Here is a 26619-nt window from a genome sequence, read left to right as displayed (position 1 = left end):
ATCAGCCAGCGATCATCATGACGAGGGGGTTTCTGGAGGTGTCCAGCTGCCGCTTCTGCTCCCAGGTGGCAGTGGCGAGCCCGGTGCCAATCCGCCTGCAGAACGCGTCGATGTTAAGCCCGAGGCGCGTGATTTCAGCTTGGTGGTCCACCTGGGCCTCGAGCTGCCGCCCCTGAGCGGCGAGGGCCTCGCATCGCCGCTCAGTGTCCTGGCGGCACCGCCGCGACCGGGATCCAGTCCTCGCGCGGCCGCAGGCGGCGCGGCGCCGACTGGCTTCGCCCAGCGTAGACTTGCCCCGTGTAGACCGGGTTCGTCAGGATCTGGCGAAGGGTCGTCACATTCCAACGCCCTCCAGCCCGTGGCGGAGCGACACCGTCGTGCCGGAGGCGCTTGGCCAGGCCGAACAGGCTGCGCCCCTCATCCGCGTACCAGGCGCATCTCCGCCACCATCGCGGCCTCGCCCTCATCGCGCCGGACACCGGCCGGGTCGCGGGGCCGCGATGGGTCGACCCGAAAGCCGTAGGGAGGGCTGGACCAGGGCAGAAGCAGCCCGGCCTGCAGCTTGCGCAGCCGGCCCCGGCGCATGCGCTCGGTGATTAGACTGCGCTCGTACTCGGCCACGGCACCACGGATCTGCAACAGCAACTGGTCATGCGGATCACTGCTCATCTGGCGATCGAGGAACTCCACCGCGCAGCCCGTGGCTGCGAGTTCCTCAAGCAGCAGCACCTGATGGTCATAGTGGCGGGCCAGCCGGTCTGGCGTGGTGATGAGCACGCGGTCGAGAACGCGCAGGGCGGCACGGCCGCACAGCCGTTCCAGGCCGGGTCGCCTCAGACGGGCGCCGCTGTAGCCGTCATCGCGGAAAACGTCCTCCCCGCCCACCATCCAGCCCTGCGCGAGAGCGTGTGCCCGAAGGCGATCGAGCTGTTGGACAACACCGTCGGCCTGCGCTTGGCGCTGCGTCGACACCCGGGCATAAAGGGCCACCCTCATCGCTGACCTCCTCCGCAGGAGGCTCGGGGCCGGCCCGGGCCGCGGCGCTTTCGCCCGTCTCCTGTTCCCAGACCAGGAGCTGATACGCCCGATCCCAAAGCCGCTGGCCATCCGGGTGGGATTGCAGCACCCGGCGCACCCGCCACTCCCGCATCGTTACCTCCCGCCGCGGGCACCTCCCGCAGCGAGGGGAAAACGAAGGGATCAGCCAGGCGCCGAGACAGCGGCTTACGCCACCAGTCCAGCCGAAGCCGTCCGAAGCGGCTCAGGCAAAACTTGTCATTTGCGATCAGACCATCTCGATGTGCCAGCGCTGATGGTAGAGGTTGCGCGGAAAGCGTTGCCGGAGGGCCCGTCTGTAGGGTGTCTTCGGCCAGCGGCGCCCGGTGTTGCGGCGGTTCAAGGCGATGATGCTCCGGCCGATACTGATCCTCCTTCGAATTGGTGGTTCTCCCGCACTTTGCGTGGAACGGTCGCGATGACGAGGTTGGCGCAGGCTGCTTCACGAGGCGGATGATCCTGTCCTTATCCTTGCCTGACTGCGCCATTGAACGCGTCATCCGGACCAACGGTCGCCTCGTCGTCGTCGCGCATGCGCGCCGTGTCCATGGTCGGTGTCCGGCCTGTGGCACGTCCAGCTCTGCCGTTCACAGCCGCTACGATCGCCGTCCAGCCGACTTGCCGAGCCTCGGCCAGCCCATGACGCTGCGCCTGCGTATCCGACGCTTCTACTGCCATCATTCCGCCTGCCGCCGCCGCACGTTTGCCGAGCCTCTCCCGCGGCTGATGCCGCCGCGAGCGCGCCGGACGCGCCGCCTCGCGCAGGCTCAGACCCGGATCGGGCTTACAGTGGGCGGCGAGGCCGGCGCTCGCCTGACCGGCCATCTGGGGATGCAAACCAGCCCTGATACGATCCTGCGCCTCGTGCATCGCCTCCCGCTGCCGAGACCGGATCCGCCGCGAGCCGTGGGCATCGACGACTGGGCCATCCGCAAGGGCCGAACCTACGGCACGCTCCTCGTCGATCTCGAACGACGACGCCCGATCGACCTGTTGCCTGACCGGTCGGGGGGAACCGTCGCCGCGTGGCTACGTCGCCATCCCGGCATCCAGATCGTCGCCCGCGACCGCTCGACCGAGTACGCCCGAGCGGCGAGCGCCGGTGCGCCGGCCGCGCTCCAGGTCGCCGACCGATGGCATCTCCTCCTCAACATGCGCCAAGCTCTCGAGCGCTGGCTCGGCCGCGTTCACGGCCGGCTGAGACAGCTGCCCGCTCTGCCCGATGGGGACGGACGACAGCCTGGAGAACGCCTGCGTGCCTGCCACCGCAGCGCGGCCGAGATCGCCACTAGCCTCGACAGCCGCGCTCGCCAGCTGATGTCCTACGAGGACGTGCGCCGACGCCATCTCGCAGGCGAGACCCTCCTGGCGATTGCCCGTGCCACGGGTCTGGCGCGCGCAACCGTGCGGAAGTACGCCAAAGCCGAGAGCTTCCCGGAGCGGGCCGTTCGCCGACCCAGTCTGTCTCGTCTCGACCCCTACTTCGCTCATCTGGAGCATTGCATGGCCGAGGGCTGCGAGAACGCCATGGCGCTCTGGCGCGAGATCCGCGGCCACGGCTTCGCGGGGACTCACCGGCAGGTGCACCGCTTCGTCGCTGAACGACGCACGAAACCGGCGCCGCGCACGGCCCGCAGATGGCTGCCGCTGACCGGGGCGCCGAGCTCGCCAGAGCAGCACCGATCCCTTCTCCGAAGCAGCTGGCCTGGATCTTGGTGCAGCCCGCCGCGACGTGGCCGCCCCGCGCCACGGCCGACCTCGCCCGCATCCGGCAGGATGCCTGCGCAGAAAGGACGCGTCGGCAGACTTCTCCAGGAGGCCCCGAAGGGCCATCGTCTTGTCGGTCATCGTGGCTGGTCCATGGTCCAGGGGTTGTCGGTCTCAGCAACCCAACCCTAGCCAGGATCAACACGATGGCCGCCTCCGTTACGGAAGCGGCCTCCTACACCACGCGATGAGACACGACCCACCTCCACGGAGCGCGCCCCGCTGCCTCGGAGCCCCCGCAGCACCGGGGCTCGAGGACCTCAGCTGTTCGGCCGCGGCTTGGCTTTGATGCGTGGCTGCAAGTTGCACACCGCGCTATACCCCGCAGTGATCGCTTGGCGCGCCGCCTGCTCGGCCCGAACCGGCACAATCAAAGAGTCATGCACCGGGAGTGCCAGGATACCCTGCGCGCGCAGCGCGCGCAGGGCCAAGCTGATGGCCTCGGCTTCCCGCGCCGTCAGGTAATGGGTGACCAGGCTCTCGGCCGAGCGACCAACCTCCGCCACGACGGCGTCCGGCACAACCGTGGCAGGCTGTTCGAGCTCCGGAAAGCGCTGCATCACCGCCGCACCAACCACCTTGATCGGCTCGGTCGGCAGGAGGGCTTCCGCAAGACGCTTGCTTGACCAGCGCCCGGGCGGCCGCCCTTTGCCACAGACTTCAAGAACCCATTGTTTGACCACCGCACGCGGGTAGGAGAGCCCCTCATAGGGATCGTGCGCTGGCAATGTGCCCCCCAACAGGCCCAGCAAGAGCGTCAGGTGGGATGCACTCACGTCCAACTCCACCACCGGCTCGCCGCCCATCCGCAGCTGCGCCCGCTGGGGAGACTTGAGATTGGCATAGCTGCTGACATGGCCCACCGCGGGATCGCTCCCCGCTCCGGTGGCATACCATCGTCCATGCAGGCGCCAGGAGCCCAGAAACAGCCGATACCATTGCGGTTGGTGGCACGGCGTCTCCGTGGGGAAGGTGATCGGGGTCGTGGCGGCCAAGGCATTGTGCGCCGCCACCTCCTCGGCGAGGCAAGGCGGCGCCGCAGATAAGGGCTGGCGGTGCTCCGCCTCCACCCGCTGCACCGGCGGCCGTCCAGCAGCGCGCCGTCTCTGCCAGAGGGTGCCCTGAAGTGGCCGCAGCATGATGGGCGGACGCGACACGGGAGCGCGCAGCGGTGGCGGGGCGCGAAAGGCCCGGGCGATTGTCTGCGGCGTCAGGCCCTGCGCCTCCGCCAGATGCAGCAGTGCTGCTGTGGGCCAGTAGCGGGCGGATTTGACCTGGCGACCCTGGCCCATCCGGACGGCAGCCTGCGGCGGCAGACGGACGCCGTGCTTGTGCGCGATGAGCTGATCGGCCTTCAGGGTGTCGATCACCGTCTTGAAGACCCGCCGCCCGACGATCGGCGCGCGGTCCATTCCCCCAGCCGAGAGGATCGGCAAGCGATCGTACTGGGACAACCGGGGAGTAAACGCCTCGGCCTGATTGCTGTGCCAAACCGGCCGTGGCGGATCCTGGGACCACCAAGCGCGCAGCAGCCCGCCGACAATGGCACCGACCGCATGGCGAAGCTTGGCAAGCCCAGCCTGTCGCCGCTGATTCCTTCGTCGGGTGTCGGCCGCGAGGGCCCGCTGCGTCAGCGCCTCCACCAGCGCGACGGCGGCCGGGTGCCGCGGCTGGAGATCGAGCGCGAGATAGGTGGCGCTGTCGAGGAATGCGGGCGACCACGGAGCAGGCGGCGTGGCGATGACGGCGGCGGACATGAGGGAATTCCTCCGGAACGGCCAGGGAGGCGTGACGCGCTGACGCGTGAGCGGCAGGAATATAGTCCAAGCGGCCGACGCTCAATGGCACCACTTTTGGTTCCTGTTATGCCTCTCTTCTAACGTGTTCGGTAGGGTGTTTTGCGCGGAATCGTGGGCGACAACTGGCCGATGGTTGCGTATTCGTATCGATAGGTATTTTCGGCTATTAGCCCGTTAGCGGAATCGCCTCCGTGCCTCTCGCGGTCGGCCAGAGTTGTGGGCCTCGCCGAGGATGCGCAGGAGAACAGCCGGACCCTTTCAGAGCTCCGTGGGCGACATGGCACCGTAGAAGCACGCCAGCCCTGCCAGGCGGGAAAGGCCTTTCGGTGTCTCACCGCTGCCTGAGATGGCTGAGACAAACCGTGAGATTCTGTCGATTTGAGACGGATTTGGGATTCTACGCCGATTTCACCCACCCCAGAGAGTGCGGCGGTCGGAGGCGGCTGTTGCCTCCTCCGGCATGCCCCGAGCCGTCGCGGCGGATTTTGCCCTCTGCTTGGCCTAACGTTTCCGGTCAGCTCGGACGTTGTTTCTTGCTCTTTGTCCGCGGCCCTCTTCAGGGCTTTTAGCCTCTCAGAGAGATCCGCCTGGAGGAGCATGCCCGATTGCTGCACCGCCGTGACCGCCCTGCGGGCGGCACCTCGGCAGCAGGCGAAGGGGGTGCTCAGCTTTGGACAAGGCGAGCGATCACAGGGCGGCGGTCTGCCGCTCCACCGCCGCCACCACATCGTTCAGTTCGCGGGCGAGCGGGCCGGGTAGCCGGCGGGTGAAGACGTCGGCGAGCGCCCGGTAGTACCACAGCGTCCCCGCCTGCCCGGCCTTGAACCGCGTGAACACGGCCGGACCATGCGTCCGCAAATCGGTTGCGATGGCGCGGGCGTTGTGCAGCTTGTCGCAGGCCGAGACCAGCAGCGCGTCGGGGCTCGCCGTTTCTAGATGATCGAGATAAGCCTGCTTGCGCGCCTGCCAGGGCGGCTTGGGGAAGCTGTCAGCATCGGTGCAGTCGCGCACCACGGCCGCCACCCGCGCCCCGAAGCGTGCTTCGATGACCGCCTCATGCTCCACCCCGCAATCCTCCACCGCGTCGTGCAGCAGGCCGGCGATTGCCAGATCCTCGTCACCCCCATGCTCCAGCACCAGGGCGGCGACGGAGAGCAGATGGGCGATGTAGGGAATCTCGGTGCCTTTGCGCAGTTGCGCGGCATGCAGGGTGAGCGCGAAAGCGGCAGCCTCGGACAGCCGGTTCCACGCGCGGGTGGCACACGACGCTTCGGACATGGACAAAGTCCTCCTGATAATGGCAGCCGCCGCTGGAGCGGCAGCGCTTCAGTTTTCTATATGTTCCCGGTGTCCTGCCAGCGCCATAAGCGCGGGCAGCGCGTACCGACAGGCGGCACGGACCTGGTAGAGAGACGCTGGTCGCCCCGGCGCCGGTGATGTGATCCGGTCCCGGCGCAAGCCAAATTGCGCCATCCGTTGGCAGCCTCTGCGGAAGATCTGGACGCTCCGGCCTTGGCGAGGGTGATGTAACCCAAGGGGGCGGTGTATCGTGAGAACGCGGTCGCCTGGCCTTGGATCCTGGAAATGCGGATCCGGCTTCTCTCACAAGCGTGCCAGTCGGCTGCGCTGGCTCAGGCGGCATGGGCCGTGCAGCGGCGCCAGCGCATGGTGGCGCTGTGGCACACCATTATAGCAATGCGTCGCGCCTCGCCGGCGCCGGAGGATGACCTGGATGCGGAGCCAGGTATGGACCGCGGATGCACCGCGGGCGGCGCCAAGGAGAGTCTGCGCTGCCGCAGAAGGGGTTCAGCGCCGATAGGGAGAAGTTTCTCCCCCTTCCCTAGCGTTGGTTTGGAAGATGGAGGAAGGGTGGCCGCAGCCCGCTACAGAACGCCGTCGCCTTACCTGGCAGGGTCAGCGGCGGCTCGCTTCTGGCCGAAGGGAGAGACGCGCGCGGCACCCGCTGATGCGGACGCCGCGCTCGGGATCAATCCAACTGTTGCGGCATGGCGCGCCCGAAGAGCTCGTCCTCCACCGTCTGCAGATACGCACAGGCTGCTGCGACCCGCGCCGCATGCACCGCGGCTTGCTTCTCGGCCGCCACCAGGTTGTCGTCGAGCCCGATATAAAGGCGGAGGAGCTCCTGAGGCTGATCCGCAGCGTCGTACGCCGCGGTCGCTTCGCTCAGCTCCTCCACCAGGCTCCTGCGGATGAGTCTAGCCTCCTCAACCGCGCGGTGCGATTTCGCCTCGGCCTGTGCAGCCTGGACCAGCATACGCACCGCCTGCGTCAAGCTGGGGCGATGGTCGAACTCTCGTGGAAACATCCGTTGCTTATCCTTGCATCACACGTTGCAGAATGGCGCCGCAGCACCGAATCGGTACTGCCCGCCAGAGCCATCCTGCCGTCACGACTTGAGCGGGTGCCCGGAGCGGCAAATCCTGGCGCATCCACGGCGGGGCTACGGGGCCAGGAAAGTGGACTTCTCACCCGCGGCATAATCGGCATTTCGCCCAGCGCCGCGTCGGGGGTGTTGGAACGGGGCGCGCCCCGGCGACACGGCGTCGGCCACTACAGCAGCTGCGAAGTGCGGTGACCTCTTCCCGGTGCTTCCGCCGCGCGGCCCATGGGCAATGCGACCGCCCCTGCCGGTGGGCACGCCATCCACTTCGGACAATCCCTCGCCCGGATCCCATTTATCCGGCGGTTCCGGGCTTTTCAAAGCTGTTCGCCGACGCGGGGCGCTCCAGGCCCGCCGGTTGCAGGCGGAGCGATAGTCGCCGGCGGAAAATGGATTTCTTCAATGATGGGGGCCAAAAGAGTCACAGCTCGTTCTGGCCGCTTCCGCCTCTCGCTCTGGCTCGCCGCGTGGCAATGCAGGCCGTCGTGCTGGCTGGCGGATTCGCCTGCTTGGAAGAGAGACCTATACCGGCCCGGGTCCCGCCGACACGTGGAGGGCGCCGGGCGCTTCTGCCGCCGCGTTCGCCTGGAGATCGGCCAGGGCCCAGCCCTGCAGGAAGGGCGCCGGCGGTAGGATGATCCAGCCATCCGCATCGCCCACGGCAACGAACTGCCGGGCGGCCACGCCCAGCGCGGTGAGGGCGCAGACCAGCGCGGCCCGTTCATCGTGGTTGGTCACGGCGGTCAGGGGCTGGGTAAGGGAGCGTCCGGGCAGGAGATGGTTCAGCAAGCGCTGCAGGCCACTTGTGCGGACCAGGTGCTGAAAGAACACGTCCGAGCGGTCCTGCCGGCGGGCCGGGACAGCCGTGGGATCCTCCAGCATCACCCCCAGGAAGCTGCTGGGGAAGGCCTCCACCACCGCCTTGGCGTCGATCGGGACCGCATGACGGGCCGGCGCCAGATCGCCATGCGCCAGGATAATCCGGGCGCAGCTGTTGGCCGCGGCGTTGAGGGCCTGCCCCACCGGCGCACTGGCCTGTCCGGGCTTGCCGATCCGTGGCGGCAGCCGACGCGTCAGCATCCGTTCGGCCGTGCGGTAGCGTCCGATGACATCGAAGCCCGCCCGCAGCGGGCCATCCAGGGCCGCCGCCTCCAAGCGCCCCGGGCCGGCGACGCTGCGCAGCACGTGGAGCTGCTCTTCGGGGCGCGCCCGGAAGCGCTGCAGCGTCCAGCGGATCTCCTGCTGATCCCAATCGAGCCGGCAGACCGCACTGCTGGCCTGGGTCGGCGAATAGCCGACGTCGACGCCCAGCACGGAGCCCGCCTCCGGCAGGTTGCTGCGCGCCGGCCTTCGCCAAGCTGAGAACAGCTTAGCGAACAAGGGTGACGAGTTCGGAATAGGGCGGCAGCAGCGGATCGGCGGTGTAGAGGCGGACAGGCTCCGCCATGGCCTGGGCCACCAGCAGGCGGTCGAAGGGATCCCGGTGGTGTGGCGGTAAGCCCGCGACCAGCACCGCCGCGGCGGAGCGCGCGGGCAGCTCGACGAAGCCGGTGTCCAGCGCCGCCTGGAAGATCTGCTGCGGCTCGAAGTCAGAATCCGCCCGGCCGAGCCCCGCCTTGATGGCGATCTCCCAGAGACTGGCGGCGCTGAACAGCACCTCGTTGTCAGGCTCCTCCAGCACCGCGCGCGTGGCGGCGTCCAGCCGCTCAGGCGTGGCCAGCGCCCAGAGCAGCAGGTGGGTGTCGAGCAGCAGGCGCATCAGCGCCCTTCGAAGGCGTCGAGCACGGCGTCCGGCAGCGGCGCGTCGAAGTCGACCGGCACGGTGAGCTGGCCGGCCAACCGGCCAAGGCGACGGTGCGGCCGCTCGGGGGCGTCCTGCAACGGCACCAGGCGGGCGACGGGGCGACCGGCGCGGGCGATGAGGATTTCCTCGCCGGCGGCGGCGGCGTCCACCAGGCGCGAAAGGTGGGTCTTGGCGGCGTGGATGTTGACGGTCTGCATGAGAGCCTCCGGCCGCCAAGATAGGAATTCGACTAAGCTTAGTCCAGTTAGGACTGCCCCTTGGTTCAGGGCGCCGCCCGACCTGGAAGGTCCTGCTTGGCTCGCAGCGCCTCCCAGAGCTGCCCCGGGCCGAGCAGGGTTGCCAGGATGCGGCCGCGGATGTTGTCCGAGTTGAGCGCCTGCCGGCTCATGGCCTGGTGCGCGGCCATCGCGTCCATGATCGCATTCATCAGCTCATCGCTGAGGTTCGGCGAGTTGCCGAACTGCTCCTTGGTGTTGGCGGCTGCCTGGCTGCGGAGCAGTTCCGATTCCAGCATCTTCTCCTTGAGCACCGTGTCCACATAGGCCACGGCATCCCCCTCGGTGATCTCGCCCTCGAAGAGGTCGTTCATCGCCAGGATGATCTCCTGCAGGCGCAGCTTGTGCTTGTCCTGCACCTGGCCGGAGCCCACCTGCGTGACCGGCGTCAGGGCCGGGCCCGCCTCACCGCCCGAGAGGTTGAGCTTCTGCTGCCCGAGGTCGCGCATGCGGTGGTGCGTCAGCTTCAGAACCGAGAGGTCCAGCCCCTCGCGCTCGCGGCCGTAGTCCAACAGCGGCAGCAGCATCTTGGCGAAGAGGTAGAGCTTCTCGTAGTCCGTGTTCCCGTAGTCGAACATCTGGCCGAGGAACTCGTAGACGCGGATATAGCTGCCGAGGTCGCGCTTGAAGAGCAGCAGCGCGTCCATCTCGTCCTTGGCCGCCTGCCAGGTCCTGGACTTCTCCGGCTCGGCCCGGGCGCTGGCCTGCGCCTGCTTGAAGCGGGTGAGCAGCCGGTTGCTGACCGGGCCGATGGCCGCATCGAGGTCGCCCTGCGCCGCCTTCGGGTTGACCGCCACGCGGGCCACGCGCTCGGCTTCAAAGCGGTCGTAGTAGCCGGTGGCCTCCAGCTTGTTGCGCAGGTCGAGCACCACGTTCGGATCGCTGACCCCGGCCAGTTCGGCCGTGGTGTGATAGAGCCGGAAGGCCTCCAGGATCTTCTCCGGCTCGTTGACGAAGTCGACCACGTAGGTGGTGTCCTTGCCGGGATGGGCGCGGTTCAGCCGGGAGAGGGTCTGCACTGCCTGGATGCCGCCGAGCCGCCGGTCGACGTACATGCCGCAGAGCAAGGGTTGGTCGAAGCCGGTCTGGAACTTGTTGGCCACCAGCAGGAGGCTGAACTCCGGCGTGGCGAAGGCCTCCCGCAGGTCCCGCCCGCGCAGATCCGGGTTCATGTTGCCTTCGGTGAGCGGCTCCGGCCCGGTCTCTGGATCGTTCACCTCGCCCGAGAAGGCCACCAGCAGGCCGATCCCGTAGCCTTTGCGCGCGATGTAGGCCGCCATGGCCTTGCTCCAGCGCACCGCCTCCTTGCGGCTGGCGGTGACCACCATGGCTTTGGCCGTGCCGCCGAGCAGGTGGGCCACATTCTGGCGGAAGTGCTCCACCACGATCTCGACGCGGGCGGCGATGTTGTGCGGGTGCAGCCGCACCCAGCCCATGATGCCCTTCTTGGCCTCGGCGGCGTCCACCTCCTTCTCGGTCAGCTCCTGGCCGTTGTGGGTGAGCTTGAAGGCCAGTTTGTAGGCTGTGTAGTTCTGCAGGACGTCGAGAATGAAGCCTTCCTCGATCGCCTGCCGCATGGCGTAGACGTGGAAGGCGGCGGGCAGATTGTCTTTGGCGGCGGGCCGTGTCGGATCCGGGCGGCGGCCGAACAGCTCCAGCGTCTTGGCCTTGGGCGTGGCGGTAAAGGCGACGTAGGTGATGCCGGCATCCTGGTCGGCGCGGGCCGCCATCTTGGCCGCCAGGATGTCCTCGGCGTCGACCTCGCCGCCATCCTCCAGCGCCGCCTGCTCCTCCGGACTGAGGACCGATTTCAGCTCGGCGGCGGCGCGGCCGGTCTGGGAGGAGTGCGCCTCGTCGGCAATCACCGCAAAGCGCTTGCCCTTGCTGGCGGAGAGCCGCCGCACCTCCTCCAGCGCGAAGGGGAAGGTCTGGATGGTGCAGACCACGATCTTCTTGCCGGCGGAGAGGGCCGCCGCCAGCTCGGCGCTCTTGGCGCCGCCGTCGCCGGTGACCACCGCGACGACGCCCAGGGTGCGCTCGAAGCTCTCGATGGCTTCCCGCAGCTGCTTGTCCAGCACCGTGCGATCGGAGACCACCAGCACGGTGTCGAACAGCTTGCGGCTCCCGGCGTCGTGCAGGTCGGCCAGGAAGTGGGCCGTCCAGGCGATGGAGTTGGTCTTGCCCGAGCCGGCCGAGTGCTGGACCAGGTACTTGCCGCCCGGCCCGTCCTCCAGCACCTGCGCCACCAGCTTCCGCGTGGCGTCCAGCTGATGGTAGCGCGGGAAGATCCAGCCCTTCAGGCGCTTCTTGTCGTCCTTCACCGGCACCAGATAGCGGCCGAGGATCTCCAGCCAGCTGTCGCGCTGCCAGACCGCCTCCCACAGATAAGCGGTGGGGGCGCCCTGCGGGTTGGGCTCGTTGCCGGCAGCGCCCTGGTTCCCCCGGTTGAAGGGCAGGAAGCGGCTGTCGGCGCCGGCCAGCTGGGTGCACATGGCCACTTCGCTGTTGCTGACGGCGAAGTGGACCAGGGCTCCGCCGGGGAAGGCGAGCAGCGGTTCCGGGAGGTTGCGGCCGGCGACACGTGGCAGGCGGTCGTACTGGTACTGGTTGATCGCGTCCGTTACCGACTGCGTGTAGTCGGACTTCAGTTCCGCCGTGGCAACCGGGATGCCGTTGAGGAATAGCACCAGGTCAAGGCAGGCCTCGCTGTGCAGGGAATAGCGGACCTGCCGTACGACGCGCAGCCGGTTGGCGGCGTAGCGGGCCTGCAGATCGGCGTTCATCGCCAGCGCGGGGCGGAACTGGCAGAGTGCGAGGCGCTGCCGCAGGCCGACAATGTCCAACCCGTCCCGCAGCAAGGTCAGCGTGCCCTGCTTGTCGAGCGCGGCGCGCAGCCGGTCGGCTAAGACAGTGGGGGCGGCGGGGCCCTGCGTCTTCTCCAGGCTGGCCCAGGCTTCGGGCTGGGTTTCCTGCACCCAGGCGACCAGATCCTCCGGGAAGAGGGCGCGGGCGCGGTCGTAGCGGGCGGCGGCGCCGGCCTCGTAGAGCCAGCCATGGGCGGCCAGGTAGCCACAGATGCTGTCCTCGAAGGCCAGTTCCTTGTGGAGGCTCATGGTGTTTCCGGCTCTGTCTGGAGGATTCGCAAGGAGAGCCGGTTGATGGTGAGCCGCCCCTCCCAGACCCCGACGCGGATGACGGGCCGAATCAGGCGTTTTGGCAGCGCCGACAGTTCCAGGAGTCGGACACGGTAGCTCTCCGGCCAGGCGGTTCCTTGAGCGGGCATGGGCAGGCAAGTGCCAGCCGCATCGATGATCAGGGTTCGGCCGTTAAACGTAAAAGTCGCGACATTCTCGTCCGTCGCGGTTTCGGCCAATGGCCGGAGCTGCTGCGCGGGCATGCGGAACCAGTCGCGCTCGACTGCGCAATGAGGCCGAGCCTCATAGGCTCTGCGGTCCCGCTCCCAGGGCAGGTGGTGCTGCCAGGAGCGTCCTTGCTCAAGCCAAGGCGCCGGTTCTGTTAGTTGGGAGCTGTGGCCAACGGCGTGCGCAAGAAGGGCAACGCCCTGCTCCAAGGATGCGACTTCGAGAGGCGTCTCAAAGCGTACCGTACGCAGACTGCGCGCATCCCGATGGACGCCGCTGAGGAGGAAAACGGGCATGAAGTGCCTGTTGGTGACCTGAACGGCTTTAAGCCGCAGGTTGCCGAAGTCATATTGATAGGCAGGCGCCTCGTCGGTGATCGCCGACCAATCCTCCTCGAAGCCAAGCTGCTCGAACACTGCGCGCATGGGAATGCTCATACGGCCATCCCCGCACTGGGCCCCATGTCCCTGCGACCCCGGATGATGCCGTCCTGTGGCAGGCTCATTGGCTTAGGTCGCAGGCGCGGCCAACTGCTTGGCCTCCCATTCCTTGTAAGTGATACCCTCGCCTTCTAGCCGCCAGGCGGCGGGGCCGCTGGTGTTGCGGCCGTTAATCACGGCCGCGGCGGCGCTGGGGCTCTTGAAGGCGTAGTTTTCGGTGAAGACACGCACAGCGCCCTGGGGCGCCAGGATGCCGGCATTAACCAGTTCGGCATGCAGCGGCGCGTAGGAGGCGCTTTGCCCGTTCTGGCCCACCCAGCTGTCGCGCGCGAGCGAACCGGCCTCGACCACGAACTCGCCATCGATCAGCACGGCAGTGGCCTTAAGGCCGTGCTTTGGTGTCTCCAGCGTGAAGCGCACCGGCGCGGCGGCAGGAGCCTGTGCCGGCCGCGGTGAGGTCGTCAGGGTCGCGCCGCCGCCAATAGCCGGCCGTGCGCGCTGGATGAACATGTCCACCCGCACCGCCGGCAGGACGATGAGCAGGTTCTCCAGGAAGGCTTCCATTTTCGCCACGTCGGCCTCGCTCAGCGAGGGGAGAGGCGGGCTGGTGGCATTGTCGAGCGGCATACGGCCGATGGTACGGGCCTCGGCGATCAGCCGCGCCTCCAGGTAGCGCACATGCGCCTTGTTCAGCTTGTTGGCCGCGGCGGTGACCAGCACGGCGCTGGTCCACCAGTCCTTCGCGGTGTCGTGTGCCTTGATGCGGGCGCTGATGTCCTCGCCCTCACCGACATAGGCGCGCGGCTCGCCCGCCTGCTCGCCGATCAGCAGGTAAATACCCGCGTAGCTGGCTTCTGGGCGCTTGAGGGCCGCCGCGATCTGGGTGCGCGGGGCCATCAGCACATGGCCGGTCCAGTTGAACAGCTCAGCAGTGAGCATGCCGTCCGGGCGGCCGTCGATGTAGTAGAGTTCGAGGGAGCGGCCGATCGCGGCGGTCATGCGGCAGCAGCCTTTTCGGCGGCCGCAAGGTCGCGCACGTCGATCTTGCCGGTGACGGCGGCGGAGATCAGGGCGGCGCGGCGCTCGCGGAGGAGAGTGATGGCGCGTTCGGCGTTATCCGCAAGAGCATCGAGCTTTGCGAGGGCCTCTGTCAGGTAAGAGACTATCCTGTTCTGCTCATCTTCCGGAGGAATAGCAACGGGCAGGCACACGAAACCCTCCATGCGCAATGCGCGGGTTCCATGTCCTGCTTCGTCAATCCACTCAGCAACTGCCTTGGCGTTGGCAGACAGGAAGCGCCCAAGAAAGATCGCGGCAATGCCTGCCTTGGGCAGAAGCGCCTTCATATCCTGGTTGATGGTGACTTGCCGGCCACTCACTGCAACTGGGAACGAATGCGCCAGAATCATCCCGCGGACTACAACCAAAACTGAGTTCTCCGGAAGCAGAGTAAGCCTGCTCGCTTCAACGGCATCGGGCGTAATGCCGTCAGCATCACCGGACACGACCCACTGCTTCATGTCCTTAGGGGAAACCCAAGGGATGTCGCCTTGCCAGTAGTCCTCACGCTCCTTGCTGGGAGTGCCCCCGCTGACAAATGCCGCACAACGTTTGAGAGGTTTAACCTCCCAATGTTTCGGCACCTCCCCCAGCCACTCCACCCCAGAGTCTTTCATCGGGGCGTCGGGATCGAGGCCCTTGGTAACGGCCTGGGAGATGACGGCCTGCCGCTTCTCCTTCAGCAGCGCGATCAGCCGCTCCTGCTCGGCCACCAGCGCGTCAATCTTTCTGGTTTCGTGGTCGAGAAAGGTCAGAATGGCCCGCCTCTCCACCGAAGTAGGTGGGCAGGGCACAGGAAGTTCCAACAAATTTGACGAGGAAATGGAAGCAAGATTGGTGCTTTGCTTTGCACGAGACATAAAGAAAAACCGTCCGCACTCCGCGCTGCTCACCATCGCGATCCATTCTGGCTCAATGGAATGCGTTCGGACAGCAAAGACATGGTTCTGATGAACGCAGTTGGAGATTTGCCCCCTCCAAACGTGACCACGACCTAGCTTGTCAAAATCGCCTCCCTCGTTCATCAGGACGTCGCCTGAACGAAGAAGATACCGCTCAACATCGCTGGCAGCGATCTCAATCGTGCTTACATCATCTAAGTCAATGTAGCCGTCCTGAACGTTGGCGACGCGCAGGTATGATACCGTGACCGTTTCGAAGCCCGCTGTATCCTTTCCTTTGGTAACACCAGTCTGGACAGTGGCGAGGAATTTCAGCCTTCTTGCGGTCCAGGTTGACGGCAGCAGTCCAATGGAAGGTTCACAACTCTCCCGATAAGCAGGATACGTCTTGACACTCACGCTGCCAGCCCCTCGATCATCGTCCGGATCCGGTCCGTCACCCGCTTCAAGTCCGCATCAATCTCGGCCAGCGGCCGCGGCGGCTCGAAGACATAGAAGTGTCGGTTGAAGGGGATCTCATAGCCCACCTTCGTCTTGTCCTCGTCGATCCAGGCATCCGGCGCGTGCGGCAGCACCTCGCGGGCGAAGTAGGCCTGAATGTCCTCGGCGAGCGGCACGTTCTCCGTATCGCGCAGGGCGCTGTCGGGCTGCGGCTTGCCCTTCCCCTTACCCTTCTGGCCCAGCACCACCGCCCCGGTATCGTCCCGCAGCGGGCGCTCCACCGTGATGGTGCGGTAGCCGAACTCCTCGTTGCGGAAGAGCCGCGCCATCGGGGCCAGCTTCACCGTGCAACCCTCCGGCGGCGGCGGCGCCTGCCCGGCGCGCACCACCACCCGGCTCACGCGGCCATCGGCGGGGGTCAACGTGGCCAATTGCGCTTCGGCCGCCTCGCCGAAGATGCGCGTGACCTCGTCGATGAGGTCGTCGCCCATCTGCTTGCGCTTGGAGCCGAGGCTCTTGCGCATCTTGCTCCACATGGCCGAGGCGTCGATCAGCTGCACCAACCCGCGGCGTCCTTCCGGCTTGCGGTTGGAGAGGATCCAGACATAGGTCGCGATGCCGGTGTTGAAGAACATGTCAGTCGGCAGGGCGATGATCGCCTCCACCAGGTCGTTCTCCAGCAGGTGCCGGCGGATCTCGCTCTCGCCCGAGCCGGCGCCGCCCGTGAAGAGCGGCGAGCCGTTGAGCACGATGCCGATGCGGCTGCCGCCATCCTGCGCCGGGCGCATCTTGCTCAGGAGGTGCAGCAGGAAGAGCAGGGAGCCGTCCGAAATGCGCGGCAGGCCGGGCCCAAAGCGGCCATTGTGGCCCTGCTGCTCGTACTCCCGCTTGACCTCCTTCTCGACCTTCTTCCACTCCACACCGAAGGGCGGGTTGGAGAGCATGTAGTCGAACTTCTTGCCCGCGTGTCCGTCTTCGGAGAGGGTGTTGCCGGGCACGATGTTGCGCACGTCCTGGCCCTTGATAAGCATGTCCGCCTTGCAGATGGCGTAGCTCTCGTCGTTCAGTTCCTGCCCAAACATGGTCAGCGAGGCCTGCGGGTTGTGCTCCAGCAGGTGCTCGGCGGCGACGGAGAGCATGCCCCCGGTGCCGGCCGTGGGATCGTAGATGGTGCGCACGGCGCGGGTGCCGGGTGTCAGGATGTCGCTGTCCTCGATGAACAGCAGGTTCACCATCAGGCGAATGACGTCACGCGGGGTGAAGTGCTCACCGGCCGTCTCGTTGGAAATCTCCGCGAACTTCCGAATCAGCTCCTCGAAGGCCAACCCCATGTCATGGTTGCTGACCTGGTCGGGGTGTAGCGGGAAGGCTGCGAAGCGTTCCGTCACCTGGTAAAGCAGGCCCGCCTTGCGCAGCCGGTCGGTTTGCTCGGTAAAGCGGAAGCGCTCGAAAATGTCTCGGACGGGCGCGGAGAAGCCGCGGATATAGGCGTCGAGGTTGGCGCCGAGATTGTCCTGGTCGCCCATCAGGGTTTTGAGATCGAAGGGCGAGGTATTGGCGAAGGGCACGCCGGTGATGCGCAGCAGGAAGGGTTCGGGGTTGATGCCCATCGCCTCCTTGGCTTTCGCCTCGGCCAGAACCTTCTCCTTGGTGGGCGCCAGCACGCAGTCCAAGCGCCGCAGCACGGTGAAGGGAAGAATGACGCGGCCGTATTCAGAGGGCTTGTAGTCGCCCCGCAGCAGGTCGGCCACGGACCAGATGAGGGCGGAGAGGGATTGCGACTGGCTCATCGGGTGGGCTCACTCTGCTCGCATGAAGATGCTGGTGTTTGGCCGGGTAGGGAAAACATGATGGCGCAGGAGCGCTGAGACCTCCACGCCTAGGCGATTGGGGCGTGAGACGGGAGACCCTTCTCATCCAGACGCCACAGCAACCGTGGTGCAGTGGCTGAGGCTTGCCCAGAGTTCTTAACCACGCCCGTTCCCCAAATCATTCAAGCTCATAGCCGGGGCGGGCTTCGGTGCGGCGCGTGCCAGCACCATGCCCACCTGCGTCGCCGCCCACCTGCCGCCGCGCGCGGTCCGTACACCGCGTGCATTCAGTGCCGCAGCAACCCCGCGGAGACTTGTTATGCCGTTAGCCTGAACTTGGTGGATGACGGGGACAACATTCGCCGCAAAACGTCGCGCCTCCTCCGCCGTGCGGGCGGCACCCAGCTTTTGTGCCGTGGCGAGATTGGTGCGGTTGCCCAGCACAGCACCCTGCCGCTTGCGTGCGGCGAGCGCTGCGCGGGTCCGCTCGGAAATCATGCGTCGTTCTTTCTCGGCGAGTGCGGCGTAGATGTGCAGCATGAAGGGATCAACGTCGGCGCCGAGTTCAGCGACGAGGAACGGCACACGCTGTACCATCAGGCCGGCGATGAAGTGCACGTCACGGCTCAGCCGATCGAGCTTGGCGACCAGCACAGCACAGCGCTGCCGTTTCGCGGCGACCAATGCGGCGGCGAGTTGCGGCCGGCGGTCCAGCGCGTCACTCCCCTTCCCCGTCTCCACCTCGGTGAAGGTGGTGACCACCTCCAGACGGTTCTGGACGGCAAAGGCGGTGCAACGCGCGGCTTGGGCATCCAGTCCTAGGCCGGAGCGGCCCTGGCGTTCGGTGGAGACACGGTAATAGGCGATGACGGGCGGCATGCCGGGCCATTTTCGGCTCCGCTCGCGCTGGATAGCAAGAGGCTAAACGACCGTTTAGCCTTTTGCCGGCTCGCCAGCCTCCCGAGGCAAGATAGCAAAATCCAAGGCTGAGATTAGCTATTAGCTGATTCCGCTTGTGCGTATGTTAGCTGCTGGCTAACATGCTGCCCGTGACGCTGATCCTCCCCCGCAGTGCCGTGAAAGAGTTTCTGGCCGTGCCGAAGCGGGAGCGGGAGCAGCTGAAGGCGCGTCTGGAAGCAATTGCCGCGGATCCCGAGGCCCTGCACCCGAACGTGCAGGCGATGCGGGGCGAGCCGCCCGGGCGGTTTCGGGTGCGGCAAGGCGACTGGCGCGCCATCTTCACCGTCATCGAGGGCGATGTTTTCGTGATCCGCATCGCCCACCGCAGGGAGGTCTACGACTGATGACCCACATCGGACCGCTCGCCGAAACGGCGGATACCGTCACCCTCCGCCGGGCGGACTATGAAGCACTGTTGAAGGCCGCGGAGGATGTCGCCGACCGGGCGGCGCTGGCCGCCTTCGACAGGCGTATCGCGGCGGAGGGGCTCGCGGCCGTCCGCGCCGATAGCCTGACGCTGGAGGAGGTCTCCCGCCTCGCCGAGGGGGAAAGCCCCGTCCGCGTTTGGCGCGAGCATCGTGGCATGACGGCGCGTGCCCTGGCCGCCATGGCCGAGGTCAACGCTGCCTATCTCTCCGAAATCGAGGGCGGCAAGAAGCCCGGCAGTGCGGCCGCGCTGGTGCGGCTGGCCAAGGTCCTGAGGATCGAGGTCGAGGACCTGCTCGCCACGCCGAGCGAGTAGTGCTCCCGCACGCCATGCAGGCAGAGCGGCTGCATCATGTGGCTGCCCTACCCCTCCCTCTTCGTAGTTGACACTTGCCGTGCAGCTCACCCTTTTCTGAGAGAGCATTGTAGTACCCTGGTGGTGGGAGGACTCACAAAGTTAGCTATCTAGCTAGATAGCTAACTAGCTAGATAGTATGTATAAACTTGGCTCATAACTGGATTGAGGGCAGGACGGCGAAGCCGAGGAAACCGTTGGCTGTCTGGCCGTAGCAGGTCGCACTGCGGCGGTTGTTATTCCGGCGGTTGATGAACCTCTCGATGCGGTTACGGAGCACTTGGAGCGGTCGGTTGAGACTATGCTGGGTATGGCGGCTGCGCTTGGTCGGGATCTCCGGCAGGGCGCTCAGTTGCGCAGATCCTGCCGGACCGGGTCGCCGTTGCAGCCCTCGCCGCCGAGCATAATGGCGGGATCGCTGTCGCGGTTCTCCATCAGCGCCTCCTAGCTCGAGCAGTCAGCCTCCTGCCCGGCACTTGGGTGGAGGGAGCAGGCAGCCACGCGCGTTACCGCGGATCTGGCGCTTGCTCATGAAGCCACCGTGCGAGCGGCCGAGACCATGGCGGTGGGTTCCCCTTTCCACTGGCGGCGCCGTGGTGCGCCCGGATGATGGTCCTGTCGATCATCTGCAATAGGTCGGCCTCGCCGCCGCTATTGGAAGGCTTCCAGCATGACGTCCTACAGTGCCAAGGCAGCCCAGCGCCGGAACTGACGGAACATCGAGCTCCAGTTTCCCAGCTCGGCGGATAGGCCACGTCCCGGCGCGCCCGGTTAGGCAATCCAGAAGATGGCGTCCGGCACGCGCCGGTGGTCGCGGGCTGGCCGGCGCCACGAAAGGCTCAAAGGATGCCCACGCCTTGTCCGCAAGTGCTCGCGAACCAATGCTGTTCTCCCCGCCCAGCATCAATGTGGAATTACGCTCCAGTCCAGGAGGAAAGCCCTCCTGCACCAGTTTGCCCGCACGCCTAGATAGCTATCTAGCTAGATACTTAGCTACTTGCTAAGCAAACTAGCTAGATAGCTAGACGGCCGTTCAGACTGCGCGTACGCTCTAACTAGCTAGCTATCTGGGAGGGTAAGTCATTGATAGTGATGGTCGGGGGAGAAAAGGGCGGCGTCGGCAAGACCACGCTCGCCACGCACATGGCTGTTGCCAGGAAGACCGCCGGTCATACGGTGGTGTTGGTGGACGCCGACAGTCAGGGGACCGCTTCGACATGGAGCGACGCACGTAAGGAGCACCCGGAAGTGCCGCAGCTTCCGTGCGTCAGCCTGCGCGGCGGCAAGGTCCACGTCGAGTTGCGGGAACTGGCCCGCCACTATGATGACGTAGTGGTAGACACAGGCGGCGCAGACAGCCAGGAGTTCCGCTCCGCCATGCTAGCGGCCGATACACTCTTGATGCCTCTGCGCCCCGGCAGCTTCGACTTCTGGACTCTGCTCAAGATGCAGGAAGTCGTGGCTCTGGCCGAAGGGTTCAATGATAACCTCCAGGCCGTGGTAGCGCTGTCCCAGGTGCCGCCTTCTGCCGTGGATCGCGCCCGCCGAGAGGCGACCGAGATCCTGGCCGAAATGCCCCGCTTCCGGCTGCTCAACTGCATGACCGTGTTCCGGGCTGCCTTCAATCATTCAGCGGGCGAGGGATTGACAGTGGACGAGATGCCGCGCCGGGACTCCAAGGCATGCTCGGAGATTGCTTTCCTTCACAACGAGCTGTTTGGAGCCTAACCGTGGCGATCAAGATGCCTGGCCGTCGGCAGCCGCCGGTCAGCCCGGAGGAATTCATCGCCGGCGCCACAGCGGCGCCGGAGTCTCAAAAGCCTACCCTGCCCTGGCAGGATCCGCGCGTCCGGGACGATCTGCGCGTCCAGCTCAACACTAAGCTGCCAGAGCGCCTGTCCATTCAGATCGAGTACCTGCATCGGCAGCTTAACCGGGAAAAACAGGACATTGTGGAGGAAGCCCTTCGCGCTTGGGTCCGGCAGCAGCTAAAGGCGCTGGATCTACCGAGCGACTAGCTATCTAGCTAGAGATCTAGCCTACTGAAAACTAAGGACTTGTCACGAAAGCGCGGGACGGGAATCATTACCCCCGGCCGCGCAATCCCGCCGGCCGAGAATCAGAAAGGGCCGGCCAAGGCAGCGAACCACCAGAACCGACCCCCTCATAGTCCGTAGCGCGTGCGGCGCCCGAACGACGTTGCACTCCAAAGGTAAGCACGCGCCCGCGAAATCGCAAGGCTTCTTGCGACGAGGGGAATCTGCGCCCTGCTGACGGCTGGCGGTGAGCCATGCCTCTCTTTCACCCACGCCCTCCACGGCGCGGCTCCGTCCCCGTGGCCGCGTGGCAGCGCCAGCGGCTCGGCCATGCCGACCGCCTGCGGATCATGGATGCCGCTCGCCGCTACGAGCGTGCCACCCATTGCCCCGGCTCCGGCCGGCACGGCGGCGCGCTGCGCGAGACGGGCCTGCGCGTGCTCTGGACGCTGCTCTACCGCGGCTGGGGGAGGGCAGGGGCCTGCGATCCGGCGCTGGCGCAGATCGCCCAGGAGGCGCGGCTGGCGCGCTCCACCGTGCAGAGCGCCCTGGACCGCCTGGAGGCGCTCGGCTGCTTGCTGCGCGTCCAGCGGGGCGCCGCCCAGGGGCGGCGGTGGGTGCAGGCCACCAACGCCTACCTGTTTCGGCCGCCCACCACCTGGGCAAGCGATACCGGAAACCGGCAAGCCTTAGAATCCGACTCTGAAAACAAGGCTCAGGAGGAAGCCGAATGGTCCGCACCACCGCCAATCACGGAGGCTGAGCGGCAGGCCCTGCTGGTGAAATGGGGACTGGCTGGGGGAGGGGAGGCGACCTAGTCAGCAATAGCCACACTTGTTCTTCTTCTGTTCCGAACTTACCTCTCTGCCATTGGAGACCCCGATGGCGAAGAGACCCCCGCGCCCGCCTGCCCCCGTGACCTGCGCCCTGCAACACCTGGCCGAACTGGCGCAGCGTGCCGCCGATCCTAGCCGTGTCCGCCGTGCTGTGGAGGCCATGGTCACGGACTGGCTGACGGACACGCCGCCCGCCGAGCGCGCGTTGCTCCACGAGCGTGTCACGGACCTCCACGCGGCGCTGACCGAGGGCGTGGATGCCGCCCAGGAGCAGATCGACGACCTGGACCGCAACGATGCGGCCGGTCAGCGCCAAGCGCAGAGGTCTCTGGCCGCGCTGCAGGCGGCGCGCGATGCCTTGGCGGCAGCACGGCTGCAGCTGGCCTGAGCGGCAGCGATGAACGACAGCCGGTCAAACCCTGCGGACCCGGTCTTCCTGCTGGCCGGGCTGCGGCTGCACGTGGTGTGCAGCTGCGGGCGCAGCACCAAGCCGCGGATTGGCGCACTGACCGTCCGGCACCGAGTGTCCAGCGTGACGCCGATCCGACGGGTGATTGAGCGGCTGCGCTGCTCGCGCTGTGGCGACAAGCCGACCGTTGCCGAGCCGGTGCATTAGCCAGCGGGCTGACAGCCCAGGCATCTCCAGGCCCGCTCATTGCGGCAACCCGCCGGCCGCGCCGTCGCACGCACGCTAAGCCAGACTTAGCGTGCCTAGACATCGCAACAGGCCGTCGAAAGAAGCGGTTTTCCCGGCCGTCCGGATGGTCCGCCTGCGGGCCGCAGACGCGGGGTCAGCTTGGCGCCCGTTGCGGCCATCGAAACGGCTTGGTGGCATCCCGACAAGCGGACATAGACAGACCGGCAAGCAGCCTTATCCGATGGTCAGGTGGCGGGACGCTTTGCCAAGGCCAAACCGATGCCGAGGGCGATCATCCCAGCGCCCGAGCCCTCGCGCAGGCGGCGAACCAGGGTGGGGCGTGCCGCGGCGCCTTGCCGAATGCCGCCCGCCGCGAAGGCCACCACAGTGTCGGCCAGGGTGTTGAGCGCGACCGACACGAAGCCGAGTACCACGAACTGCAAGGCGACGCTGCCCTGGTGCGGGTCGACGAACTGCGGCACGAAGGCCAGGAAGAAGGCCGCCGTCTTCGGGTTCAGCGCCTCGACCAGCACACCCTCCCGGAAGGCGCGACGCGGCCCGACCGGCGGTGCGGCGGGGGCGCCGCTCAGGGCCGCCAGTCCTTCGCGGCGGGCGGCCTGGATCGTGCGGAGGCCGATCCAGACGAGGTAGGCGGAGCCGACCAGCTTCAACGCGGTGAAGAGCTCCGCGCTCGCGAGCACGATGGCGGAGACGCCCAGGCTGCCTGCCATCACGTGGACCATGCCGCCCAGCCCAGTGCCGAAGCTGGAGGCGACACCTTCCGCCCGCCCGCCCGCTAAGGTTCTCGCCGCGACATAGAAGATGCCCGGGCCAGGTGTGATGGCGAGCAACAGGGCCGCCGCCAAGTACAGGGCCAGTTGGGACAAGTCAGGCATTTTCATGCACTCCCGGTCGTCGCCGAAGCGAGGTTATTGAGGCGGCGGGCTGGGATCGCACGCTCAGCCCTCGAGCATCTGGAGCGCTGCGGCGACGCGCTGCCGGTCACTGTCTCCGAGAGGCAGGATGGGACGCGGTGGTTGCGCCTGGGTGAGATTCAGCAGGCTCGCCGCCGCGTAGACAACCCGGAGGCTGCTGAGCTCCTTGAAGAGGTCCCAGAGCGGCTGAAAACGGGCCTCCCAGCGCGCCACTTCCCCCTCGTCTCCCGCCTGAGCCGCGCGGAGGAGCTTCAGGGTGGGCTCCGGCAGCAGCCCGCCGACGACGCTGTACCAGGCGTCGCCACCCGCCAGGACGGCGGCCGCGGCATTCCAGTCCCCGCTGTAGCCGATGGCGAAGGTGCCAGGGATCCTGGCGCGGAGCCCCTCGTGCCGCCCCTGCGCTTCCGCGGCCGGAGGCGCCGGGTTCTTCACGGCGGCCACGATGGGAAGCTCCGCCAGCCGTGCCACCAGGGCGTCAGAAAAGGTGAAGTGGGTCGTCGCCGGGTTGTTGTAGATACAGAGGGGCAGCCGCGTGGCTTCCGCGACGGCGACGAAGTGCTGGAAGACCTCCTCCTCGGTGAGTGGGGTGTAGGAAACCGGGGCCAGGAGGAGGCCATCGGCACCAGCGGCTTCCGCATCCCGCGCCAGATCCTGCGCGTCGTCGGTCCTGAGCGCACCGACGCCCACGATTAGCGGAACCCGCCCGCCCAAGTAGCCTGAGGCGGCCTCGATGGCGCGGCGCCGCTCGGCGCGAGTCAGATAGGCGTAAGTCCCGGTGCTGCCCAGCAGGCCGACGGAGTCCACCTCCGCTGCGGCCAAGCGCTGCACTAGGCGCACCAGAGCATCGGTGTCGATGCGGCCATCAGGGGCGGCAGGCGTGAGGGGGAAGGCTGAAAGGCCGCGGAACATCTCGGGCATTGCTTGGCTCATCTAGGGGCTGGGCTCACTCAACCAGAATCAATGGCGCCACGGTGCGGTCGGAAGCCTGCGGGCTCGCCGCGAGCCCGGCGCCACACCCGCCCGGTCCTCGGCGCTGCGGTTCAGGCTCATCTTGCGCTTGCCCTCCAGCCGCGTGATCGGCAGCCGCAGGCCGACGATCCCCTGGAGTTGCGCGGATGAAGCTTTCGGGCCCATCGGTAACGGCCCAGGGCTTGGCCCGGGATTGTTCATGCAGGTTCGTCAGCCGGGTGACGACGTCGAGCAGGCGGTCGGCATCCTCGAAGAACTCGGCCGGTCCGTAGGCATGGACGGCCACGTAGTTCCAGGTCGGCACGACCTTCTGGTGCTCCAGCTTGGACGGGTACTAGGTTGGCTGACATAGGCGTCCGGCCCCGTGAACAGTGCCATGGCCTTGCCCGGCGGCAGCTTCCACTGGGTGTTCGCCCGCGCCAGATGGCCATACAGCGTGCCACAAGGCCCCTCGTCCGGCGCAAGGAAGAGCGGCAGCGGTGTCGCGACCGGCCCCCCGCCCGTGGCGGTGACGAGGTTCGCCAAGCGCGCGGCCTGCATCGCACCATGCGGGGCGGCGATTTCATCTTCACGTAAGGCAGGCGGGACGTACATCGGTGCGGCTCCCAGGTCGGGCTAGACCATGCCCGAGCAATGGCCCACAAGGAATGTCCAGTTCTCTCCAATTGGATTGGGCCAGTTCGTTCCCATGAAGCCGGAAGCTCCTGCACCCGAACGGGTTACCCAGAGGCTCTGCGAGGCAATCAAGACCCAGATCACCTCCGGCCTGCTCGGCCCCAGTGCCCGGCTGCCCTCCACCCGGTCGCTGGCCGCGGAATGGGGCGTCTCGCGGACAACGGCGACCGCAGCCTATGAGCAACTCATCGCGGAAGGGTACCTGGTGACACGGCAGGGCGCCCGGACGCAGGTCGCGAAAGGGTTAGGCCAGTTTTCCGCCTGCCCGGGACAGCCTACCATGCCCACAGGTCCCGACCGGCTGTCGGCGTTCGGACAGAGGCTGGCAAGCTTTCCGCTTCCATCCGTTGTCGGCCCGGCGCGGCTGGTGGTGGATTTCCGCTACGGTGACTTGGCGGCCGACGATTTCCCCATGCTCGCCTGGAGGAAGGCCGTCACCGGCGCGGTCCTGCGCCGGAAGCCGCGCCTCCGCTATGAGGATCCCGGCGGCTCACCCAGCCTCCGGGCTGCCTTGCAGGGCTACCTGTGGCGGGCGCGTGGGGTGCGCTGCGATCCGAAGCAGATCATCGTGGTCAACGGCTCGCAGCAGGGCCTCGACCTCTGCGCGCGGCTGCTGCTCAACCCGGGCGATCGAGCTCTGATGGAGAACCCGGGCTACAACCTCGCGCGCCAGGTGTTCCTGGCCGCCGGGGCGGAGGTGGTGCCTGTCGCGGTCGACCAGGAAGGCATGCGGACACAGGGACTGCCTCCGGCACGGCTGGCCTATGCCACGCCGTCGCACCAGTTTCCGCTCGGCGGGGTCATGTCGGTCGGCCGTCGGCGAGAACTCCTTGCCTGGGCGCGGCATGAGGGTGCCCATGTGATCGAGGACGACTACGACAGCGAGTACCGCTACGACATCGCCCCGATCCCAACCGTGCAGGCCATGGATGACGCGGGCCGGGTCATCTATCTCGGCACGGTCTCCAAGACGCTCTCGCCAACCCTGCGCCTCGGGTACCTCGTGGTTCCGGTGGCGCTGTCAAATGCCTTCGCGCAGGCGAAGCGACTGGCGGACAGGCACGCGCCCAGCTTGGAACAGGAAGCCCTGGCCGACCTGATTGAAAGCGGCGCCTACGAGCGGCATGTCCGGCGCGTTCGCCGTCAGAACGGCAAGCGGCGTTCGGCCCTTCTGGCGGCGCTGTCGGCCAAACTCGGCGACGCGGTGACGGTGGTCGGCGCCGATGCCGGGCTGCACGTCGTGGCGTGGTTGAACGACATTCCCCGCGCAGCGGAAGAGGAGTTCGTCTCGCAGGCAGCCAGCGCCGGTCTCGGCATTTATCCGATCAGCCCGCTATGCGACCGCGCCGGGTCTGTCCCGTATCGAGACTGCGCCGGTCTGATCCTCGGCTACGGTGCGCTCGATGCAGCCAGCATCGAGCGGGGGATCGAGTTGTTGACCGCAGTGATCCGCTCGCGTCAACAGGGGTGAACCAAGGCGATCGCGCCTCCAGCAGCCGTTTCGACGCGCAATGCGCGGCCCAGGACAGCCAGTGAGCCTGATACTCGATCGGCCTTAGAACGTCTAACAGAACCTTCGGATTTGATTGAGGCAGACGAGGGCGCAGGCGAGTGTGGTGAAGGCCAGATGGATGTCGACCCGTTGCTCATAGCGGATGGTGAGACGCCGGAAG

Annotated in this window: 24 protein-coding genes and 3 pseudogenes; 9 read left to right on the top strand and 18 right to left on the bottom strand. The window is 66.9% G+C overall.

Annotated features, from left to right (window positions below; genetic code table 11):
- Positions 1–200: 200 nt before the first annotated feature.
- Positions 201–467, bottom strand: coding sequence for a recombinase family protein (locus tag QMO56_RS19390; protein ID WP_283528469.1), 267 nt, complete (start codon positions 465–467; stop codon positions 201–203).
- On the bottom strand, positions 418–996 hold the full coding sequence (locus QMO56_RS19385; RefSeq protein WP_283528467.1) for a recombinase family protein: 579 nt from the start codon (positions 994–996) through the stop codon (positions 418–420). Before QMO56_RS19385 ends, QMO56_RS19390 begins: the two co-directional genes overlap by 50 nt.
- Before the next feature lie 513 nt (positions 997–1509).
- On the opposite strand from QMO56_RS19385, the pseudogene QMO56_RS19380 reads away from it, so the two are divergent.
- Positions 1510–2990: pseudogene (locus QMO56_RS19380) on the top strand (ISL3 family transposase); the annotation flags it as partial.
- Positions 2991–3083: 93 nt separating this feature from the next.
- On the opposite strand, the gene QMO56_RS19375 reads toward QMO56_RS19380, so the two are convergent.
- From QMO56_RS19375 to QMO56_RS19320, 12 genes are all read right to left on the bottom strand, one after another.
- The gene (locus QMO56_RS19375; RefSeq protein ID WP_283528465.1) at positions 3084–4580 is read right to left on the bottom strand and encodes a hypothetical protein; all 1497 of its coding nucleotides are present in this window, start codon (positions 4578–4580) and stop codon (positions 3084–3086) included.
- Positions 4581–5309: 729 nt separating this feature from the next.
- Positions 5310–5900, bottom strand: a complete 591-nt coding sequence (locus QMO56_RS19370; protein ID WP_283528463.1) for an HD domain-containing protein — start codon at positions 5898–5900, stop codon at positions 5310–5312.
- Positions 5901–6609: 709 nt separating this feature from the next.
- Entirely contained in the window at positions 6610–6948 is a 339-nt protein-coding gene (locus QMO56_RS19365; RefSeq protein WP_283528461.1) for a hypothetical protein, read from the bottom strand.
- Positions 6949–7545: 597 nt separating this feature from the next.
- Positions 7546–8337 (bottom strand): hypothetical protein, encoded by a 792-nt coding sequence (locus QMO56_RS19360; RefSeq protein ID WP_283528460.1) that lies wholly within the window; start codon positions 8335–8337, stop codon positions 7546–7548.
- Positions 8338–8392: 55 nt separating this feature from the next.
- A complete protein-coding gene (locus QMO56_RS19355; protein WP_283528458.1) occupies positions 8393–8782 on the bottom strand; it encodes a type II toxin-antitoxin system VapC family toxin in 390 nt (129 codons plus the stop codon).
- Positions 8782–9024: a type II toxin-antitoxin system Phd/YefM family antitoxin gene (locus QMO56_RS19350; protein WP_283528456.1), complete on the bottom strand. Its 243-nt coding sequence runs from the start codon at positions 9022–9024 to the stop codon at positions 8782–8784. The genes QMO56_RS19355 and QMO56_RS19350 overlap by 1 nt, the downstream gene beginning before the upstream one ends.
- A 65-nt stretch (positions 9025–9089) precedes the next feature.
- Positions 9090–12215: a type I restriction endonuclease subunit R gene (locus QMO56_RS19345; RefSeq protein ID WP_283528454.1), complete on the bottom strand. Its 3126-nt coding sequence runs from the start codon at positions 12213–12215 to the stop codon at positions 9090–9092.
- Positions 12212–12901 (bottom strand): hypothetical protein, encoded by a 690-nt coding sequence (locus QMO56_RS19340; RefSeq protein ID WP_283528452.1) that lies wholly within the window; start codon positions 12899–12901, stop codon positions 12212–12214. Before QMO56_RS19340 ends, QMO56_RS19345 begins: the two co-directional genes overlap by 4 nt.
- Before the next feature lie 72 nt (positions 12902–12973).
- The gene (locus tag QMO56_RS19335; protein ID WP_283528450.1) at positions 12974–13903 is read right to left on the bottom strand and encodes a GIY-YIG nuclease family protein; all 930 of its coding nucleotides are present in this window, start codon (positions 13901–13903) and stop codon (positions 12974–12976) included.
- A complete protein-coding gene (locus QMO56_RS19330; RefSeq protein WP_283528448.1) occupies positions 13900–15264 on the bottom strand; it encodes a restriction endonuclease subunit S in 1365 nt (454 codons plus the stop codon). Before QMO56_RS19330 ends, QMO56_RS19335 begins: the two co-directional genes overlap by 4 nt.
- Positions 15261–17096, bottom strand: coding sequence for a class I SAM-dependent DNA methyltransferase (locus QMO56_RS19325; protein ID WP_283528447.1), 1836 nt, complete (start codon positions 17094–17096; stop codon positions 15261–15263). The genes QMO56_RS19330 and QMO56_RS19325 overlap by 4 nt, the downstream gene beginning before the upstream one ends.
- Before the next feature lie 177 nt (positions 17097–17273).
- Positions 17274–17996 (bottom strand): recombinase family protein, encoded by a 723-nt coding sequence (locus QMO56_RS19320; protein ID WP_283528445.1) that lies wholly within the window; start codon positions 17994–17996, stop codon positions 17274–17276.
- Positions 17997–18157: 161 nt separating this feature from the next.
- On the opposite strand from QMO56_RS19320, the gene QMO56_RS19315 reads away from it, so the two are divergent.
- The 7 genes from QMO56_RS19315 to QMO56_RS19285 all read left to right on the top strand — a co-directional run bounded on the left by QMO56_RS19315 (position 18158) and on the right by QMO56_RS19285 (position 22346).
- Positions 18158–18421: a type II toxin-antitoxin system RelE/ParE family toxin gene (locus QMO56_RS19315; protein WP_283528443.1), complete on the top strand. Its 264-nt coding sequence runs from the start codon at positions 18158–18160 to the stop codon at positions 18419–18421.
- A complete protein-coding gene (locus QMO56_RS19310; RefSeq protein WP_283528441.1) occupies positions 18421–18819 on the top strand; it encodes a helix-turn-helix domain-containing protein in 399 nt (132 codons plus the stop codon). The genes QMO56_RS19315 and QMO56_RS19310 overlap by 1 nt, the downstream gene beginning before the upstream one ends.
- A gap of 1131 nt (positions 18820–19950) precedes the next feature.
- Positions 19951–20586, top strand: coding sequence for an AAA family ATPase (locus QMO56_RS19305; protein WP_283528561.1), 636 nt, complete (start codon positions 19951–19953; stop codon positions 20584–20586).
- Positions 20587–20588: 2 nt separating this feature from the next.
- A complete protein-coding gene (locus QMO56_RS19300; RefSeq protein WP_283528439.1) occupies positions 20589–20876 on the top strand; it encodes a hypothetical protein in 288 nt (95 codons plus the stop codon).
- Between the two features lie 317 nt (positions 20877–21193).
- Complete coding sequence (locus QMO56_RS19295; RefSeq protein ID WP_283528438.1) at positions 21194–21712, top strand: helix-turn-helix domain-containing protein; 519 nt, start codon at positions 21194–21196, stop codon at positions 21710–21712.
- Positions 21713–21776: 64 nt separating this feature from the next.
- Positions 21777–22118: a hypothetical protein gene (locus tag QMO56_RS19290; protein ID WP_283528436.1), complete on the top strand. Its 342-nt coding sequence runs from the start codon at positions 21777–21779 to the stop codon at positions 22116–22118.
- Between the two features lie 9 nt (positions 22119–22127).
- A complete protein-coding gene (locus QMO56_RS19285) occupies positions 22128–22346 on the top strand; it encodes a hypothetical protein (protein WP_283528434.1) in 219 nt (72 codons plus the stop codon).
- Positions 22347–22612: 266 nt separating this feature from the next.
- Here QMO56_RS19285 and QMO56_RS19280 read toward each other — a convergent pair whose 3' ends face one another.
- The 3 genes and pseudogenes from QMO56_RS19280 to QMO56_RS26940 all read right to left on the bottom strand — a co-directional run bounded on the left by QMO56_RS19280 (position 22613) and on the right by QMO56_RS26940 (position 24811).
- A complete protein-coding gene (locus QMO56_RS19280; protein ID WP_283528432.1) occupies positions 22613–23263 on the bottom strand; it encodes a LysE family translocator in 651 nt (216 codons plus the stop codon).
- Between the two features lie 63 nt (positions 23264–23326).
- Complete coding sequence (locus QMO56_RS19275; protein ID WP_283528430.1) at positions 23327–24220, bottom strand: dihydrodipicolinate synthase family protein; 894 nt, start codon at positions 24218–24220, stop codon at positions 23327–23329.
- Between the two features lie 25 nt (positions 24221–24245).
- Positions 24246–24811: pseudogene (locus QMO56_RS26940) on the bottom strand (FMN-binding negative transcriptional regulator).
- Between the two features lie 148 nt (positions 24812–24959).
- On the opposite strand from QMO56_RS26940, the gene QMO56_RS19260 reads away from it, so the two are divergent.
- Complete coding sequence (locus QMO56_RS19260; RefSeq protein ID WP_283528426.1) at positions 24960–26417, top strand: PLP-dependent aminotransferase family protein; 1458 nt, start codon at positions 24960–24962, stop codon at positions 26415–26417.
- 93 nt (positions 26418–26510) lie between these two features.
- On the opposite strand, the pseudogene QMO56_RS19255 reads toward QMO56_RS19260, so the two are convergent.
- Positions 26511–26619: pseudogene (locus QMO56_RS19255) on the bottom strand (IS5/IS1182 family transposase); the annotation flags it as partial.

Source organism: Roseomonas sp. E05 (genome assembly GCF_030063475.1).
Taxonomy (GTDB): Bacteria; Pseudomonadota; Alphaproteobacteria; order Acetobacterales; family Acetobacteraceae; genus Pseudoroseomonas.
Note: the sequence above shows the minus strand (reverse complement) of the source record. Positions and strands in the feature narration are given on the sequence as shown.

Bases quoted from the DNA above. Each gene is read 5' to 3' on its own strand.
- QMO56_RS19345 (WP_283528454.1), bottom strand. From the start codon at position 12,215: ATGAGCCTCCACAAGGAACTGGCCTTCGAGGACAGCATCTGTGGCTAC.
- QMO56_RS19315 (WP_283528443.1), top strand. From the start codon at position 18,158: ATGCTGCCCGTGACGCTGATCCTCCCCCGCAGTGCCGTGAAAGAGTTT.
- QMO56_RS19310 (WP_283528441.1), top strand. From the start codon at position 18,421: ATGACCCACATCGGACCGCTCGCCGAAACGGCGGATACCGTCACCCTC.
- QMO56_RS19370 (WP_283528463.1), bottom strand. From the start codon at position 5,900: ATGTCCGAAGCGTCGTGTGCCACCCGCGCGTGGAACCGGCTGTCCGAG.
- QMO56_RS19375 (WP_283528465.1), bottom strand. From the start codon at position 4,580: ATGTCCGCCGCCGTCATCGCCACGCCGCCTGCTCCGTGGTCGCCCGCA.
- QMO56_RS19280 (WP_283528432.1), bottom strand. From the start codon at position 23,263: ATGCCTGACTTGTCCCAACTGGCCCTGTACTTGGCGGCGGCCCTGTTG.
- QMO56_RS19290 (WP_283528436.1), top strand. From the start codon at position 21,777: ATGGCGAAGAGACCCCCGCGCCCGCCTGCCCCCGTGACCTGCGCCCTG.
- QMO56_RS19365 (WP_283528461.1), bottom strand. From the start codon at position 6,948: ATGTTTCCACGAGAGTTCGACCATCGCCCCAGCTTGACGCAGGCGGTG.
- QMO56_RS19350 (WP_283528456.1), bottom strand. From the start codon at position 9,024: ATGCAGACCGTCAACATCCACGCCGCCAAGACCCACCTTTCGCGCCTG.
- QMO56_RS19325 (WP_283528447.1), bottom strand. From the start codon at position 17,096: ATGAGCCAGTCGCAATCCCTCTCCGCCCTCATCTGGTCCGTGGCCGAC.
- QMO56_RS19320 (WP_283528445.1), bottom strand. From the start codon at position 17,996: ATGCCGCCCGTCATCGCCTATTACCGTGTCTCCACCGAACGCCAGGGC.
- QMO56_RS19385 (WP_283528467.1), bottom strand. From the start codon at position 996: ATGAGGGTGGCCCTTTATGCCCGGGTGTCGACGCAGCGCCAAGCGCAG.
- QMO56_RS19275 (WP_283528430.1), bottom strand. From the start codon at position 24,220: ATGCCCGAGATGTTCCGCGGCCTTTCAGCCTTCCCCCTCACGCCTGCC.
- QMO56_RS19305 (WP_283528561.1), top strand. From the start codon at position 19,951: ATGGTCGGGGGAGAAAAGGGCGGCGTCGGCAAGACCACGCTCGCCACG.
- QMO56_RS19335 (WP_283528450.1), bottom strand. From the start codon at position 13,903: ATGACCGCCGCGATCGGCCGCTCCCTCGAACTCTACTACATCGACGGC.
- QMO56_RS19340 (WP_283528452.1), bottom strand. From the start codon at position 12,901: ATGAGCATTCCCATGCGCGCAGTGTTCGAGCAGCTTGGCTTCGAGGAG.
- QMO56_RS19390 (WP_283528469.1), bottom strand. From the start codon at position 467: ATGAGGGCGAGGCCGCGATGGTGGCGGAGATGCGCCTGGTACGCGGAT.
- QMO56_RS19285 (WP_283528434.1), top strand. From the start codon at position 22,128: ATGAACGACAGCCGGTCAAACCCTGCGGACCCGGTCTTCCTGCTGGCC.
- QMO56_RS19260 (WP_283528426.1), top strand. From the start codon at position 24,960: ATGAAGCCGGAAGCTCCTGCACCCGAACGGGTTACCCAGAGGCTCTGC.
- QMO56_RS19355 (WP_283528458.1), bottom strand. From the start codon at position 8,782: ATGCGCCTGCTGCTCGACACCCACCTGCTGCTCTGGGCGCTGGCCACG.